Raw genomic sequence first — 14528 nt, 5'->3', positions numbered from 1 at the left:
GTTCACGTTACGTTCAATGACGGAAGGAGTTCGCCATGCAGCAAGCGGATTTTATCGGTGCGTTCGATCTCGACACGGTGCTCATCGAATTGTCGGTGGATCTCGATATTCGCGTTACGCGCAGGATGCTGGCAGGAGCCTGCATCGGCAGCGATCCCGAAGATGCCTATCTGTCGGCGCGGGAACTGCGCGAATCGCTCGAATGGATTCATGAGGGCCAGGAGGCGGGCAAGGGAAAGCTGACCACGATCCTCGAAACCCCGTGTGACGATTTCCAGCGTTGCCTCTATTATTGCGTCGCCGGCAAAGGCGTCGTCACCATGCTGGATGACCTGGTGTGGCTGGAGAAGCTGCTCGAGGCGCGGGGGAGGCTCGCAGCGAGGCTTTATCGCGACAAGGCGGCCGTTAAGCCTCTGGTCAATCCGTATGTGGCGTCCGAACCCGACGGGCCGGTGGGGCGGTTCGATCCTGCCTTCAGGATCGGTGCATCATGGTCGCACGATCCGGGTCCCGACTATGTGGCGGACGACGATGGGCCGGGTCCCCGGCTCACCTACTGACGGCAAATAAAACAGCGGTCCGGCATGGGGGGATGCCGGACCGCTGCCTCAGGGAGGGAATGGGTCAGTAACGTCCTTCGCAGGCAAGCCGTTCCCCATGCCGCCAGCGTGCCGGGTCGATATATTCTCCGGCGTAGGCGCCACGCCCCTGGGTCTTCGCTTCGAGGGCTGCGGCGAGATAGGCCGATGCGCGCTCGGGATCGCTGCGCAGATACTGGGTCGCCGGCACCGCCAGGCCTTCCCGGATCATCCTTTCGCCCAGATCCTGTCCATCGACGGTGACGATCGCGACCGGTCGGCCATAGCTGTTGGCGCCGGTGGGCGTGACGGTGGCGGTGCCGCTTTTGAGTATCCGGGATGCCAAATCCTGCGCCAGCTTTCCGCATGGGTAGCAGGAACCCTTTGTCGAGCACATTTGCTTGCGCTCGAAGGCGTCGGCACCCGACAGGCGAAAGTCGATCGAGACGGTGTCGCCGTCGATCGCCCTGCCCTTCCCGCTGATCGGGCTGTCGTCGGGCGGTGGCGAGACCGCGCCGCAGGCGGCAAGGGCCGCGAGCAGAAAAGGAAGCGCGCTCCTCATGCGTAGCGCAGTTCGACTTCGACGTTCGGCCCATCGACGATGAAGGGCACGACGCAAAAGGGCTGGAGGGGTTCGGCGGTACGCACGATCGACACATGGCGCGCGCCCGCGTCGAACATGCGGGCAGCGACCGCCTGTGCGTTGGCGCGGCTGCACAGTCGCCAACGCTTGGGACTGATGGAGGTGGGAGTTTGGGCGGACATGGGGGTCATCCTGACTGGGGCGGCGGCGTCGATCAACCGAACACCGTCTTGTGGACGCGGGTTTGCGGCACGAGCGTCCAGGGGAGGTCTCGCAGGCCGCCGATGCGGTAGGAAGGATAGCCAGATCCCGGTTTTGCCAACGCGATCTTGCGGCCGCGCTTGTGGACGATGAACTCGTCGCCCTCATAGCCGTCGGTGAAGCGCACAGGGTTCGGCAGGCGGATGTGCATGCCGTGTTCGAGTTGCCGGGTGGGGCGAGCGAGACGTTCGAGGCAGCGCCGGCGCCAGTGCAGCGCACCGGGATCGTCGGTATCGCCCAGCAGCGCGAGGATGCGCTCGGGGCATTCCGCCTCGCATGGCCCCATATGTTCGGTCATATCCTTGAAGGCGAACACATACCCGTCCTTCGCCCGCGGGTTCCAGGTAACGAGGCAAACGATGGCGAAAGCGGGTTCATCGATGCCATCGGTCGAAGGCACCGCGGCCGCGTACCAGACCTTGTTGCGAAGACACGAGGAGGCAATGACGCGCAGCCCCTTGCCTTTCCCGTCGGCATCGCGCCGGTCGTAGGTGAACTGTGCCTCAAGATAGGCCTTGGGGGTTTGGTGGGGATACATGGATGACAGGGGCATGCTGAGCCAGCCCATGGCGGCGTCCTTTCGAAATGCGGTGGCATGAAGGTCAGGCGAACAGGCCGACCGGATCTGTGCGGGGGGCCGAGAGACGCAATTCCCGGCGCAGGCGGGCCGCGAACCGTTCGGGTGCCAGGAGGTCGCGGATCGACGCGAAGCGGCGAACGTCGCCGATGCAATCGTGAAGACCATCGACACGGCGATAAATGACCTCGCTGTCGGGACCCGGTGCGCCCAGTGACAGCTGGACGTGGACCTCCTCGCCATGAAGCGTGATTTCGCCCGATTGCGAGGGGTGGCTGCGGTTCGAGTGGATGCGGTAGCGCCCGTCTTCGAGACCGAGCGCATCGGCGAGACGCCGCATGGCCTTGCGACCGTCGGCGTGGAAGCGATCCTTTGCAGCTGCGTCATGGGCGACGCCGCGCACCGCGAGCGTGAGCAAGGCCGGGAAGCGTCGTAATTCGGCGATGGTATCGATGCAGCGACGCCGCAACAGGCTTTCATCGCTGCCCGCGCCGGCGATCGTGCCCAGATGCCGGGCAAGGAGGATCACTGCCGGATCGGTTTCGGCATTCTTGCCGGCATTGCGGCAATCGTCGATCGCGGTCGTGATCGCGTGAAGGGCGGCGGTGATCGTGGCGAGCGCACTGGGGTCGAGTGCCTGCTGGTGACGAAAGGCGACATCGTAGGACATGGCGGTCTCCTCGAGCGCCCTATGCGCTCGACTCCCCGCCATCCCCCTTCCCTCCCTGTCTCCGGGTCTCAGGCGCTATCGCGATCGTCGACCGCGATCAGCGTGTCGATCGCGACAGCGAGAGCCGTTTCGTCGCCGTTGACGATGCGCGCCGTCGGCCTTGCCGCAAGGACGCGGGCGCGAACATCGTCCAGCGCCCGGCCCTTGAGGGCATAGGTGAACACCTGGCCGTCTTCGATCGTCACCAGTTTCGTGCGACATTGCGCGCGCAGCCTTTTCGTTTCGGTCGCGCGGGTGATGAGCGCCGCGACCTCGAACTCGAGACAGTGGGGAAGGACGCTGTCGCCGAGCCGCGAGGCTGGCCTGTTGGCGGCGAGCCATGCGTTGACGGCGTCCTCGGTGACGGTCCCTGTAGGATGGAAGTCGTCCGCGCCGCCCGAGCCACGGTTCGAGGCGAGGAAGGCTTTGTTGCCATCGATCCAGATTTCCGCGCTGTAGCAGGCGGTCTCGTGCGAGAGGGAAGCGACGAGCTGCAATTTGCGCAGTTCGATGTGCATGGCGGGCTCTCCGTGTCATGCCGCAAGGGCTTGCGATGTGTGGGGTTGGGCGGCTTGGGCTGCGGCTGCCTCCCTGAGCCAGGCCACGGCCTGCTCGGCTTTCGCCGCGGCCTTGATGATCGCGCTCGCATCGCCTTTCAGAATGCGCAGCCAGTTGTCGATGTAGCTGGCGTGATTGTCGTGGAGCTCACCGGGAAGATCGAGATCGGCGCACACCAGACATTGCCCGATGCAGGCGACCAGTTCCTCGAACGCATAGGCGTTGTCGCCGAAGCGTTTGCCGAACTCGCGCGCGAGCCGCTGCGGTGCCCCTGAATAATGCACATATTCGTGCGCCAGGGTGCTGGCATAATGATCGTCCGACTTGAACGCGCCGCGCATCGGCATCCGGATATAGTCGCCGATCGGCGAGTAATAGGCTTGGTCTCCGCCATGTCGCACAGTGCCGGGCAAGGCTCCGAAGAACGCGTCGATCGCGGCGCGATGCACGCTTTCGACCCGCGGTTCGGGCGCTGCTGCGACAGGATAATAATAGGCCGGGAGGCCGTCGATCTGATCGACGTTAAAAACGGTATAGGACCGCAGGAAACGGATATTCTTCGTGGCCGCTTCGCCGGTCATCCGATCGGTATCGGTCTTCGAGAAGCTCGAATAATAGACGCTGTGGGCGCCGCGCTCGCCGCGCCGGACCTGCCCGCCCAGTTCGGTGGCCTGGCGATAGGTCATCCAGTTGCGGCCCGCATAGCCCTGTGCGTCGCCGATCGCCCAGAGATAGAGAGCGTTGATGCCGGTATAGGGTGTGCCGCAATGGCGGAGCGGACGGCCCCCTGCTCCGGTCAGGCCCCAGGGTCTGGACCAGGGGAGAACCCCCGCTTCCAGCTTGGCGATGATAAGGCTTGTGATCTCGGCCGCGACGTCGCGGCGCGGTCCTGCGGGTTTGCGTGTAAAGGTCATGGCGATGTCCTCGCGTCGCGGCCTGTCGCTTCGGGCCGCGGATAAAAAGAAAGCGGCGCGCCCCGGTATCGGGACGCGCCGCAGGGAAAGCCCAGGAGACGATGGGCGGGGGTTATTCGGCAGCGATCAGCGTGGGATCGGTCTCGTCGGAGGCAGTGCCGTCGTCCGGCAGGACTGCGTCCTGCGTATCGACATGGTCGCTCTCGGCGTCATCGGCATCCTCTGTCTCGATACCCTCGCCCTCATCGAATGCCTCGTCGTCGAGATCGCCCTCGTCGAAGTCGCTTTCGTCCACCAGCGCGGAGGCCATGTCGTAGCGCATGGCATCGGGCACCCAGGCCAGCGCGGCGTCTTTGGTCTCCGCCTCGGTGATTGCTTCGCCGGCGAACAGCTTCTCGCAGCTCGAAGAGATCTCGCCCTTCTTCGACCCCATGTAGCGAGCCGCGAGCGGGGCACCGCCGACCTGGGTCAACAGCGCGAGAAGGGTTCCCTTGGACACGCGATCGAAGAAGTTTGCCGAAGTCGGCCGCCACCATTTGGCCGGTTCGATCTCGAGGATGCTCGCGAGGCGGGCATGGAGCGGGTTGGTCTTGACCGAGTTATAATCGTCCTTGGCCTCGAGCGAGGACGCGACGACGATGGCAAGCCATGCGGCCTTGGCGTCGTCGTCGAGCGCGCGGAACCCTTCGAACCGGGTGACTGGATCTGAGGCCTGCGTCCAACTGGTGTCGAGCCCTTCGCGCGCATCGGCGATCGCCTGCTGGGCCTGGGTCGCAGGCTGATCCTTGGGCATCTGGGGGTCCTGCGGATGGTTTGCCCGCAGTGTGGTGCCATATCGGGTAAAATGCGTCGGGTCGGCGAGCGCGAAGAGCATGTAATCGAGCGCGAGCGCCGGATCGCCAAGGATCGAGGCAGCGAGAATATCGCGGCGCTGAACGGCCAGTTCATCGTGCAGACGGGCGCTGAGCGCCTTGCCCCCCGGTGCGACCGCTTCGGGCGGCAAAGGGGCGGTTTCGCGCGAGGACGGCGAAGAGGGGACCGGACGATCGTCGCCGGGGAGGCGGACAGGCGCCTCGCTGTAGTAGGTGGTGTCGAGCACCATCTTGCCGTCACGGCCGAGCGTCAGGAACACCCCGACCTGCCCCTTGATCTCGTCGGTGAGTTCGGGTGCCTTGGAGTTGAGCGCCTCATATTCCTCGCGCAGCGCGTCATACTCTTCCTCGAGCTTGCCGTAGGCGTCGGGTTCGAGGCTCTCGTCGGACATTTCCTCCTCGAGCACTTCGCATCGCTCGACGATGGCATCGGACCGTTCGGCCTCTTCCTGCGTCATCGGTGCGGGCGGGAGCACGACACGGTGAAGGTCGGAGGTGATGCCGTAGAGACTGGTGGTCGCAACGGGGCGGACCCATGCGACGCCCAGATTCTCGCCGAGGCGTTTGGCTTCCGCCTCCATGATCGCGGCAGCCAGGGTCTGAGCCAGTTCCGGATCGGTCCACCGATCCCCGTCCTCGCTGAAGAGTTCACGCTCGATGCGTCCGCCCGCCGCGACATAGGCATCGGCGCCGACAAGCACGGCAACCGGGTCGGTCGCTTTCATGCTATCGTTGGCGATGGCCCTTCGGATGCTGTCGGCATTGACGTAGGAGCTGTGGCCGTATTGCTGGAAGACGCGTTCCTGCTTGGCGACATCCTCGGTCGAGCCATAGGCCTTGGCGAGGTCGAGCGATATCCGTCCTTCGGAAAGCGCCTCGAAGATCGGGGGCGCGAGATTGGCGAGACGCAGCCGCCCTTCGATGAAGCGGCGGGTCTGCCCGAAGCGGCGTGCAACCGCCTCGATGTCGCCATCGGCTTTGAGAAAATGCTGGAAGGCAACGCATTCCTCGGCAGGGGTCATTGCCTCGCGCTGGAAATTCTCGGTGAGCGAAACTTCGCGCAGGTCGGCTTCGTCGCCGCTGATCACCTTGACCGGCACATCATATTGGGCCGCATCGATCTCGCCGGCTTCCGCCAGCATCATCGCGCCGAGATAGCGTCGATCGCCGGCAATGATCTCGAACATGCCCTTGGGGCGGGCAGCGGTGACGAGCAGATTCTGCATGATGCCGCGGGCGCGGATGCTCGCCGCCATCGCCTCGATGTTCTTCGGCGGGGTCGTGCGGACATTCTTGTCGGAGCGCTTGAGCTTGGCGAGTTTGACGGTCTGGGTCATTTGGGGTCTCCATGAGCATGATGGTGTCCGGCGCGCGTCTTTCCCCACACCGGACACCCTCCCCGATCCTCCTCCCCTTCCCGTCCCGCGCTTCGCGGGGGTTAGCCACGGGGGTCATGGCCCGAAGCGCAGGAGAAACGGGTATCGGCGGGAGGTCAGGCGGTCAGGCGCGCAAGCACCGCATCGGCAGTTTCGACCGGCACGAAGACGCGGGTCTTGTAGGCGATGATTTCGGTGAAGCAGCCGATCGACTTCAGCCACGGCAGCTGGTTGGCCGGAGCGCCCACGATCTCGATGCGGGGGCTGGTGTTGACGCGGACGCGTTTGACCTCGCATGCGAATGGCCGTTTGATGGTCACGGTGCCACCTTCGAGGGCGGCCTTGACGACTTCCGCAGGGCTAAGGACATCGTTGCTCTCAAGCCCCAGTTTGGAAAACAGTGCGGGCACGTCGCGGGGAAACACCATGCGCCCGAGCCACGAGCGCCCGCTGTCGTCGACCACCCGGTTGACGACGAGATGATCGCTGGGAAGGGCCGACCAGATCGGCAGCAGGAGTCCGGTCGCAAGGCGGATCGTCTCGGTGTCGACCTTGTCGAGGATCTCACGGACCTCGGCGCTCCATTCTTCCTCGAACCGCGCGCGCGAACATTCGCTCCAGGCCGTCTCGTAAAGATCGTTGAGCGCCAGATACTCGTGACGGGAGGGACGCATCAGTTCGATCCGGGGAATCGCCACGCCATCTTCGGTCAGCCAGGGCCGTGCGTTGGTGCGCAGGGCAACCTTGCCGGACTTGCCGTTGCGCACGAAAGCCGCGCTTCTGTCGGTATCGGCGATCCGCAGGACGCGCTCGAGCGAAACCGGATTGCGGCGGCGGGTGACCTCGATCGTGAGGAGATGGGACGTCGCTTTGCTGACCGGATCGGTGCGCAAGATCCTGTCGTCGAGGACGGTTGCTGTCTCCACCGTCATGGTCTCGACGCCGACATCGAGCGTGCCTGCCTCGCGCGCGGCAGCGACGCGGGCTTCGACCAGGGCGAGAAACTCGTCGAAGATGACGTTCTGCAAGCCGATCGGCAGCGCCAGAAGGCGGTTGAGCCAGCGCTGGATGGGGGGCAGGTCCTCCTTCAGCACGCCATCGGTGTCGAGCAGTTCAAGCCCGGTGCGGTGTTGGAAGTCTGTGAGGTTGGTGCTGGTGAGCTTGCCGGCGACCAGCAGATGATACCAGCTGACGAGGGCCGCCTTGGCATATTCGCTTTCCAGATTGTCGGCGGGATCGAACAGGTTCTGCCCGCCGGTCTGGCGCTGACCGCGAGTGAGCGCGCCCAGGCTGTCGAGCCGGCGCGCGATCGTCGAGGTGAAGCGCAGTTCGCCCTTGCAGTCGGTGGTCACGGGCCGGAAGAGAGGCGAGCAGGCCTGATGGGTGCGATGCGTGCGTCCGAGGCCCTGGATCGCCCGATCGGCCCGCCATCCCGGTTCGAGGAGCAGATGCGCACGCTGTTGCTGGTTCCTGGCGTCGAGGCTGGCATGGTAGGAGCGCCCGGTCCCGCCCGCGTCCGAGAAGACGAGGATGCGTTTGGTGCCCTCCATGAATGCGGCGGAGTCGGCCTGGGTGGCGCGCGCGGAACGCGATTCGAGCTTCTGCCCGCCACCTGGCAGATTGATGAGCCGCTTGGTGCGTCCGGTGACCTCGGCCACCATCTCGGTGCCGAACCGCGTGATGATGGCGTCGAGGACGGCGGCGATCGGCGGCAGGGCGCATAGCTGCTCGATCAGATTGTCGCGCTCCGCTTCGGCTTCCGGGTTGGTGACAGGGTTGCCGTTGGCATCGAGCAGCGGTCGCGATCGGACCTCGCCGGTGTCGTCACGGTAGAAGGTCATCTGCTGAACCGGAAAGGCGCGGGTCAGATAGTCGATGACGGCTTCTTTGCAGTCGCAGTTTATGTCGAGCGTGGCGGCGGGAGGCGCAGGTTTCCTTCGGTTTTCCATGATTTCACTCCAGATAATTACAGTTCCTTCGACCTCAACAAGTCGAAGGAAGCTACATGCGAACAAGATCATCATTGCCGTTTCGAGCGGCCTCGCTCCGGGTCGAAGACCCGCCCAGTCACGGCACCCTACTCACCGCATTCCTCTCCTCTCTGTCGCTCGACGAGAGGTCAGCCTGTGCGGTTCTGTTTGGCGCTGCTGTCCGCCATTTCCTGCATTGGCTGGAACTGCATGGGATCGCGATCCGCACGATCGACGATCAGGCTGTTCGGCGGTTCGAGAAGCACCGGTGCCGGTGCCACCGGTATTCGGCGCAGCAGCCAGTATATAAGGCGGACATTGCAGCGCGGGTCAGACGCTTCGTCCGCTTCCTGGAAGATCAAGGCTACGTCGAAGTCGACGACGGGATCGACGATCTGCCACGGCACCTCGCCGACTATTTCGACGCGATCGATCGCCTGCAACTCGCCGAGGGACCGGCGCAGTCCTATCGATCCGAGGCCGAGCATGTCGTGGCCTGGCTCCGCATTGCGCGACGACGGTGGGCCGATGTCGACGACACGATCATCGACCAGTACGCCGTGCATGATTGCCGTTGCCCGGTCTGGCGCAAGCGGGGCAAGCTGGTTGCCACGGGCACCAAGCGGCGGCGGCGCTGCGCTCGGCACTTCGTCGAGTTTCTGCGGGGTCGGGGCGTCGTCCCATCGGTCGAACCGATGGTGGACGATAACCCGCACATGGCGGCATATCTTACATGGCTCAAGCAACATCGTGGCGCGACCGACGAGACGATCCGGCGTTACCGGACCGATATCACGCGGCTCATGCCCATGCTCGGCGAGCCTTCACAATGGGATGCAGCCGCTCTCAGGCGCGCGTTCCAGCGACGAAGCAAGGAGACGCCGGGTTCGGCATCGCTGCTCGTCACGATAATGAGGAGCTACATTCGGTTTTTGATCGTGCAAGGCGAGTGCCGACCGGCATTGTTGCACGCGATACCATCAGTGCAACGCTACCGCCTTTCGGCGTTACCCCGTCACGTCGACCCGGCCACGATCGAGAAGATCATTGCAGCCTGTCCGACTGATCGGCCGGTGGAAGTCCGCGACAAAGCCATAATTCTCCTGCTCGCCAGGCTCGGACTGCGAGCGGGCGATGTCCGGGACATGCGGCTCGACGATATCGATTGGCGGGGCGGGTACATCCGGGTCAAGGGCAAGACCCGAAGGCCGGACCGGTTGCCACTGCCGCAGGATGTCGGCGACGCGATTCTGACATATCTTGCGGCAGCCCGCCCGAAGGCCGTCGAAGAGCATCTGTTCCTGCGCGTGCAAGCTCCGTTCCGGCCATTCAGCTCGTCTGCGGAGATCGCAGGCATCGTCGCACGCACACATGAGCGCGGTGGGATCGAAGGGGTGCCGACCGGGTCGCACATATTCCGGCATTCGCTTGCCACCAACTTGCTGCGCGCGGGCGCGGGCTTGGAGTCCGTAGGGACCATCCTGCGTCACAGCACGCCCGAGACCACTGCCATCTACGCCAAGGTCGATCTGCCGATGCTCATGAAGATCGCGCAGCCCTGGCCCGGAGACCTGCCATGTTGAACACACACATCTCAAGATACGTCGCTCTGCATCGCAGCCTGGGTCGGAAGTATTCCGAACAGGACCGGATGCTCCGCCAGTACGCTGCTTACGCCGAGGGTTTCGGCGATCGGCACACTCAGGTCCGGCGCATCTACGACTGGTGCCACACGTCGAGCTCACAATATGTGGCCCGCCGGAGGTTCGACACCGCACGTAACTTCAGCCTTTTCGCTCACGCCGAAGATTCAAGCCATGAAGTTCCGCCTGCCGGCGTCTTCGGCCGGGGCAAGCGGCCACGCCCGACGCCGACCATCATTGAACCGGACCAAGTGCGGGCGATCATGACTGCTGCATTGGACGTTCCACCCCAAGGCACGATCAGCCCATACACGTACCATTACCTGTTCGGGCTGCTGGCGGCGACAGGTCTCCGGATTTCCGAGGCCCTCGCGTTACAATGCAACGATCTGGTCGAGGATGGCCTGATCGTCCGCAACGGCAAGTTCGGCAAGCAGCGGCTGATTGCCTTGCAGCCATCGACGCGCCAAGCACTCGAAGCCTATCTCGCCCTCCGCGAGAAGCACGCGGCCAGGGGCAACGACCTGTTCGTCACTATCCGGGGACGGGCACCGCACAAGGTGCGCACCCACGTCGTGTTCGTCAGATTGGCCCGGCTCCTCGGATATCGTGGACCAACCGGTACGGCGGGCATGCGACTCCACGATCTGCGGCACACCTTCGCTGTCCGCTCGCTTGAGTCATGTCCGCCCGACAGGGAGGCCATCGCTCACCACATGGCCGGTCTCAGCGTCTATCTGGGGCACGTGTCGGTCGCCAACACGTACTGGTATCTCGAGGCCACTCCAGTGCTGCTGCGCGACATCGCTGCCGCCAGCGAGCAGCTTTACCGGGGAGAAGCGGCATGACGGCGCTAGCTCCCCATCTCTCGGCATACCTGCGTGAGCATCTGCCGCGCGAACGTGCCGTCAGCCCGCACACGGTGAAGACCTATGCCAACTGCTTCGTCCTCCTCGTTCAGTTCGCTGCCGATCGGCTGAAGCGTCGGCCGACCGATCTTGAGATCGAGGATCTCGGCACCGACATGATCATGGCCTTCCTGGACCATATAGAGACCGGCCGCGGCAGCTGCGTGCGGACCCGTAATGGCAGGCTCGCTGCGATCCGATCCTTCTTCCGGTACATCGAGTATCGGATTCCAGCCTGCCTCGATCAGGCTCTCCGCGTCAGATCGATCCCGACCAAGAGGACCGACAAGGCGCTGATCGACTATCTCGACCGGGCCGAGATCAAGGCGTTGCTCGACGCCCCCGATCCCCGCACTCGGCTTGGCACCCGCGATCGCGCCATGCTGCATCTGGCCTATGCTGGCGGGCTGAGGGTGTCGGAACTCGTAACGCTGCAGCTGCGCGATTTCCCGGACCGCTCCCTGTCCACCGTGCACATCATGGGCAAGGGTCGGCGTGAACGGGTCCTGCCGCTCTGGAAAGAGACCCAGTTCGTATTGCGCGCGTGGCTTGCGATACGGCCCGACGCGCAAGCTGCCGAGATATTCCTCAATGCCAACGGGCAGCCCATGACCCGCGACGGATTTGCGTTCCGTTTGGCCGAGCACGTCAAGACCGCGGCAATGAAGCAGCCGTCGATCCTTGGCAAACGGGTTACGCCGCACGTGCTGCGGCATTCCTGTGCGATGCACACGCTCGCGGCGACCGGGGACATTCGCAAGGTCGCATTGTGGCTCGGCCACGCCAGCATCCAGAGCACCGAGACCTACCTGCGGGCCGATCCCGAGGAGAAGCTGCAAATCCTCGCGGCCCATGGCGCGCCTGCAATCAAGCCCGGGCGCTTCAAGCCACCATCCGATGCCCTGATTACCATGCTTACCGACGTTCGAAGGCGGGCTTAGCCCGTCCCAGAACATTCCCCCTGACCCTCATATTATCTGGAGTGAAATCATGGAAAACCGAAGGAAACCTGCGCCTCCCGCCGCCACGCTCGACATAAACTGCGACTGCAAAGAATACGTGTAATGTGGATCTCAACATTAGACGGCTTCGCGGGGCGAAAGATCGATGTCGAGATCCGCGCGCTCATCGGCCGAGAGTTCGCCGAGGCGGCGGTCGAGGATGGCTTCGGCCGTCGTCACCAGCTGCAACACGACGGATTGATCTGCGGCAAGATGCTGTTCGATCGCGGCGATGACGGTCGGCAGCTTCGACGACAGGAGGAGTGCGCCGAAAAAGCGTTGCTTGCATCCCTCGAACCGTGAGCGCGCTGCGGCCTTGGCGCCGGAGTTCAGGGTCTTGCCCTCGGCAGCATCCACGACGCCGGTGAGTTCGAGGGCTTTTTCCAGACCGCGGTGAATGATTGCCCATGCGTCGGCATAGGTGTCATAGACTTCGATCTGTTCGGGCGTCAGTTCGTGGCGCAGGATGTCGTATTCGACGCCTGCGAAGCTGAGTGCGCGCGCGGTATAGAGTCCTGTGGCCTTGAGATCGCGGGCGACCAGCTCCATCGCCGCGATGCCACCCTGACGGATCTGGGTGATAAAGGCTTCACGGTTGGCGAAGGCGGTATCTGGCCCCCACAGGCCGAGCCGCACCGCATAGGCAAGATTGTTGACCTCGGACGCGCCGGTGGCGGACGCATAGAGCACGCGCGCGAGCGGCAGATGGTTCTGGAGCAGGACCCCTGCGATGCCCTGCTGCGACCCCTTCTTGGTGCCCATCGATCCCTCGCCGCCTGCAACGCCGCCCATCTCATGGGCTTCGTCGAAAGCGATCACGCCGTCGAAATCGGCACCTGCCCAGGCAATGATCTGGTCGAGCCGCGTGGCATCGCCCCGGTTTGAGCGCAGGGTCGGATAGGTGACGAACAGGACTCCCTCGGCCATCGATATCGGCTCGTCGATTTTCCAGCGCGAGAGCGGCTGCACATCGGCGGCAAGACCGCCCAGCGCGGTCCAGTCCCGGATCGCATCGGCGTGCAGTGCTTCGTTCTTGCTGATCCAGATATTCTTGCGACGACCGGCAAGCCAGTTGTCCAGAATGACGGCCGCGACCTGACGCCCCTTCCCTGCCCCGGTGCCGTCGCCCAGGAAATAGCCTTTGCGATAGGCCCGACCGTCGTCGGCGAGGACCAGGCCGACGCCTTCCTTGTCGGGCTTTGACAGGCCGGGGATGAACTGGGTCCAGGCATGACCGGCATAGACGACGGTCTCGAGTTGCGAGGAGGACAACAGCCTGTCCGTCACGGTTCGCTCAGGGAGCGCGGGCACATGGGAGGGGATCGGCGCCGGGATCGAGCCCATGGCGATGGATTCGACCAGGGCGGTCGGATGCTCCCCAGCGGTATCGAAGACGATCCGGCTCGGGCGATAGGGAAGATAGACGCCGGTCTGCTCGGCCAGCGGTGCCGCCGTTTCGAGGACGGCATAGCTTACGGGAAGCACGTCGTTGCGCGCCGGTGCGCGGAAGATTCGCGGCGTGGCGGCGGGCTTCGACTTGACGCTGCGCATCAGCGAGATCGGGCCGCTGCGTTTGACAGGCGTTGGCGCGACCGCGGTCATTGGCAGGCGTGGCGGGATCGCGAGGACATCGAGAAGGTCAGCGACATCGCGGCGCTGGATCGTTGTTGTCGTGGTATCGCCCACGGCCTTGTCGATGACGTAAAGGCGGACTGCGACCCCGGTGCCGTGCTTGCCATAGGCATGGGTGAGCCGGATCGAGGTGCGGAGGCTGACGCTGGCGAGCGTGGTCGACCAGACCGATGCCATGCGTGCCGATTGCGCAAACCAGTCGGGCATGATTGCCACGACGCGTCCCCCCGGTGCCAGACGTTTGATGGCGGCCTGGAGATGGCGGACGGCTGCCAACGCATCGGCGCCGCGGCCGAGCGACCGCGAGAATGGCGGGTTCATGAGGATGAGGCCGGGGCGCGGTGCTGCCGTCATGACGCTGGCGATCTGTGCGCCGTCATGCCCTGTGACGCTGGCAAGTGGATAGGCCGCTGCTAACCGAGCGCGGCGGGCCGGGTCGATCTCATTGAGATGAAGCGCCGCGACAGGTGGCAGGCAGGCGATCAGCAGGCCGTTGCCCGCGCTCGGTTCAAGGACGATATCGTCGTCCTGTGGCGCGGCAAGCAAGCAGGCAACCGCCGCAAGGTCGAGCGGCGTCGAGAATTGCTGCCAGTCGATCTGTTCCTCGCTGCGGACGGTCTGGGTGGGAAGTCGGCCGACAAGAGCGATCGCCTCTGCGATGCTTGGAGGCTTTGCCCCGCCATTGACCGCCAGGACGGTCGCATGCTCGAGGATTTCGAAGCTCTCGCGCTGGGTCCAGTGGCCATCGGCGTCGCTGCCGCCAAAGGCGTTTGCCATTGCGTCGTTAAGCTTGGCGCGGGTGATTTTGACCCCGCTTGCGATCGAGGCCGCGACGTGACGGGCAGCAGCGGTGGCATTTCCGGCGCGGGCAGGCGCCGTATCGAACAGGTCGGTCATGGGGATCTCCAGGGCTTGGGCTGCTCGTGCAGCTCGCAAACCCGATCCC

At 64.4% G+C, this 14528-nt stretch carries 13 protein-coding genes; 4 read left to right on the top strand and 9 right to left on the bottom strand.

Going from position 1 to position 14528, the window contains the following annotated elements:
* Positions 1 to 35: 35 nt before the first annotated feature.
* Positions 36 to 560, top strand: coding sequence for a hypothetical protein (locus ACI6S0_RS23970; RefSeq protein ID WP_063976899.1), 525 nt, complete (start codon positions 36 to 38; stop codon positions 558 to 560).
* A 64-nt stretch (positions 561 to 624) separates the two neighbouring features.
* Here ACI6S0_RS23970 and ACI6S0_RS23965 read toward each other — a convergent pair whose 3' ends face one another.
* The 8 genes from ACI6S0_RS23965 to ACI6S0_RS23930 all read right to left on the bottom strand — a co-directional run bounded on the left by ACI6S0_RS23965 (position 625) and on the right by ACI6S0_RS23930 (position 8452).
* On the bottom strand, positions 625 to 1140 hold the full coding sequence (locus ACI6S0_RS23965; RefSeq protein WP_063976898.1) for a thermonuclease family protein: 516 nt from the start codon (positions 1138 to 1140) through the stop codon (positions 625 to 627).
* Positions 1137 to 1343 (bottom strand): hypothetical protein, encoded by a 207-nt coding sequence (locus ACI6S0_RS23960; protein ID WP_063976897.1) that lies wholly within the window; start codon positions 1341 to 1343, stop codon positions 1137 to 1139. The genes ACI6S0_RS23965 and ACI6S0_RS23960 overlap by 4 nt, the downstream gene beginning before the upstream one ends.
* Positions 1344 to 1375: 32 nt before the next feature.
* Complete coding sequence (locus tag ACI6S0_RS23955; protein WP_063976896.1) at positions 1376 to 1990, bottom strand: DUF6927 domain-containing protein; 615 nt, start codon at positions 1988 to 1990, stop codon at positions 1376 to 1378.
* Between the two features lie 34 nt (positions 1991 to 2024).
* On the bottom strand, positions 2025 to 2669 hold the full coding sequence (locus tag ACI6S0_RS23950; protein WP_063976895.1) for a hypothetical protein: 645 nt from the start codon (positions 2667 to 2669) through the stop codon (positions 2025 to 2027).
* 68 nt (positions 2670 to 2737) lie between these two features.
* On the bottom strand, positions 2738 to 3226 hold the full coding sequence (locus tag ACI6S0_RS23945) for a hypothetical protein (RefSeq protein WP_063976894.1): 489 nt from the start codon (positions 3224 to 3226) through the stop codon (positions 2738 to 2740).
* A 15-nt stretch (positions 3227 to 3241) separates the two neighbouring features.
* Positions 3242 to 4180, bottom strand: coding sequence for an ArdC family protein (locus ACI6S0_RS23940; RefSeq protein ID WP_122129069.1), 939 nt, complete (start codon positions 4178 to 4180; stop codon positions 3242 to 3244).
* Between the two features lie 112 nt (positions 4181 to 4292).
* Positions 4293 to 6389 carry a ParB/RepB/Spo0J family partition protein gene (locus ACI6S0_RS23935; RefSeq protein ID WP_122129068.1) on the bottom strand — a complete coding sequence of 699 codons (2097 nt, stop codon included), beginning with the start codon at positions 6387 to 6389 and terminating at the stop codon, positions 4293 to 4295.
* 155 nt (positions 6390 to 6544) lie between these two features.
* Positions 6545 to 8452 carry a strawberry notch C-terminal domain-containing protein gene (locus ACI6S0_RS23930; protein ID WP_434406003.1) on the bottom strand — a complete coding sequence of 636 codons (1908 nt, stop codon included), beginning with the start codon at positions 8450 to 8452 and terminating at the stop codon, positions 6545 to 6547.
* On the opposite strand from ACI6S0_RS23930, the gene ACI6S0_RS23925 reads away from it, so the two are divergent.
* From ACI6S0_RS23925 to ACI6S0_RS23915, 3 genes are read left to right on the top strand one after another with little or no spacing between them, the layout of a single operon-like run.
* Entirely contained in the window at positions 8434 to 9981 is a 1548-nt protein-coding gene (locus ACI6S0_RS23925) for a tyrosine-type recombinase/integrase (RefSeq protein WP_434405294.1), read from the top strand. The two genes, ACI6S0_RS23930 and ACI6S0_RS23925, sit on opposite strands and share 19 nt — an antisense overlap.
* Complete coding sequence (locus ACI6S0_RS23920; RefSeq protein WP_434405295.1) at positions 9975 to 10889, top strand: tyrosine-type recombinase/integrase; 915 nt, start codon at positions 9975 to 9977, stop codon at positions 10887 to 10889. The genes ACI6S0_RS23925 and ACI6S0_RS23920 overlap by 7 nt, the downstream gene beginning before the upstream one ends.
* Positions 10886 to 11890 carry a tyrosine-type recombinase/integrase gene (locus ACI6S0_RS23915; protein ID WP_434405296.1) on the top strand — a complete coding sequence of 335 codons (1005 nt, stop codon included), beginning with the start codon at positions 10886 to 10888 and terminating at the stop codon, positions 11888 to 11890. The genes ACI6S0_RS23920 and ACI6S0_RS23915 overlap by 4 nt, the downstream gene beginning before the upstream one ends.
* A 138-nt stretch (positions 11891 to 12028) precedes the next feature.
* Here ACI6S0_RS23915 and ACI6S0_RS23910 read toward each other — a convergent pair whose 3' ends face one another.
* Complete coding sequence (locus tag ACI6S0_RS23910) at positions 12029 to 14479, bottom strand: strawberry notch family protein (protein ID WP_333885766.1); 2451 nt, start codon at positions 14477 to 14479, stop codon at positions 12029 to 12031.
* Positions 14480 to 14528 lie beyond the last annotated feature (49 nt).

The organism is Sphingobium sp. DN12, assembly GCF_051058005.1.
Taxonomy (GTDB): Bacteria; Pseudomonadota; Alphaproteobacteria; order Sphingomonadales; family Sphingomonadaceae; genus Sphingobium; species Sphingobium yanoikuyae.
Note: the sequence above shows the minus strand (reverse complement) of the source record. Positions and strands in the feature narration are given on the sequence as shown.

Excerpts from the sequence above, each read along its gene's own strand:
- ACI6S0_RS23940 (WP_122129069.1), bottom strand. The coding sequence starts at position 4,180 with ATGACCTTTACACGCAAACCCGCAGGACCGCGCCGCGACGTCGCGGCC.
- ACI6S0_RS23965 (WP_063976898.1), bottom strand. The coding sequence starts at position 1,140 with ATGAGGAGCGCGCTTCCTTTTCTGCTCGCGGCCCTTGCCGCCTGCGGC.
- ACI6S0_RS23920 (WP_434405295.1), top strand. The coding sequence starts at position 9,975 with ATGTTGAACACACACATCTCAAGATACGTCGCTCTGCATCGCAGCCTG.
- ACI6S0_RS23925 (WP_434405294.1), top strand. The coding sequence starts at position 8,434 with ATGCGAACAAGATCATCATTGCCGTTTCGAGCGGCCTCGCTCCGGGTC.
- ACI6S0_RS23955 (WP_063976896.1), bottom strand. The coding sequence starts at position 1,990 with ATGGGCTGGCTCAGCATGCCCCTGTCATCCATGTATCCCCACCAAACC.
- ACI6S0_RS23945 (WP_063976894.1), bottom strand. The coding sequence starts at position 3,226 with ATGCACATCGAACTGCGCAAATTGCAGCTCGTCGCTTCCCTCTCGCAC.
- ACI6S0_RS23915 (WP_434405296.1), top strand. The coding sequence starts at position 10,886 with ATGACGGCGCTAGCTCCCCATCTCTCGGCATACCTGCGTGAGCATCTG.
- ACI6S0_RS23950 (WP_063976895.1), bottom strand. The coding sequence starts at position 2,669 with ATGTCCTACGATGTCGCCTTTCGTCACCAGCAGGCACTCGACCCCAGT.
- ACI6S0_RS23960 (WP_063976897.1), bottom strand. The coding sequence starts at position 1,343 with ATGTCCGCCCAAACTCCCACCTCCATCAGTCCCAAGCGTTGGCGACTG.
- ACI6S0_RS23935 (WP_122129068.1), bottom strand. The coding sequence starts at position 6,389 with ATGACCCAGACCGTCAAACTCGCCAAGCTCAAGCGCTCCGACAAGAAT.
- ACI6S0_RS23930 (WP_434406003.1), bottom strand. The coding sequence starts at position 8,452 with ATGATGATCTTGTTCGCATGTAGCTTCCTTCGACTTGTTGAGGTCGAA.
- ACI6S0_RS23910 (WP_333885766.1), bottom strand. The coding sequence starts at position 14,479 with ATGACCGACCTGTTCGATACGGCGCCTGCCCGCGCCGGAAATGCCACC.
- ACI6S0_RS23970 (WP_063976899.1), top strand. The coding sequence starts at position 36 with ATGCAGCAAGCGGATTTTATCGGTGCGTTCGATCTCGACACGGTGCTC.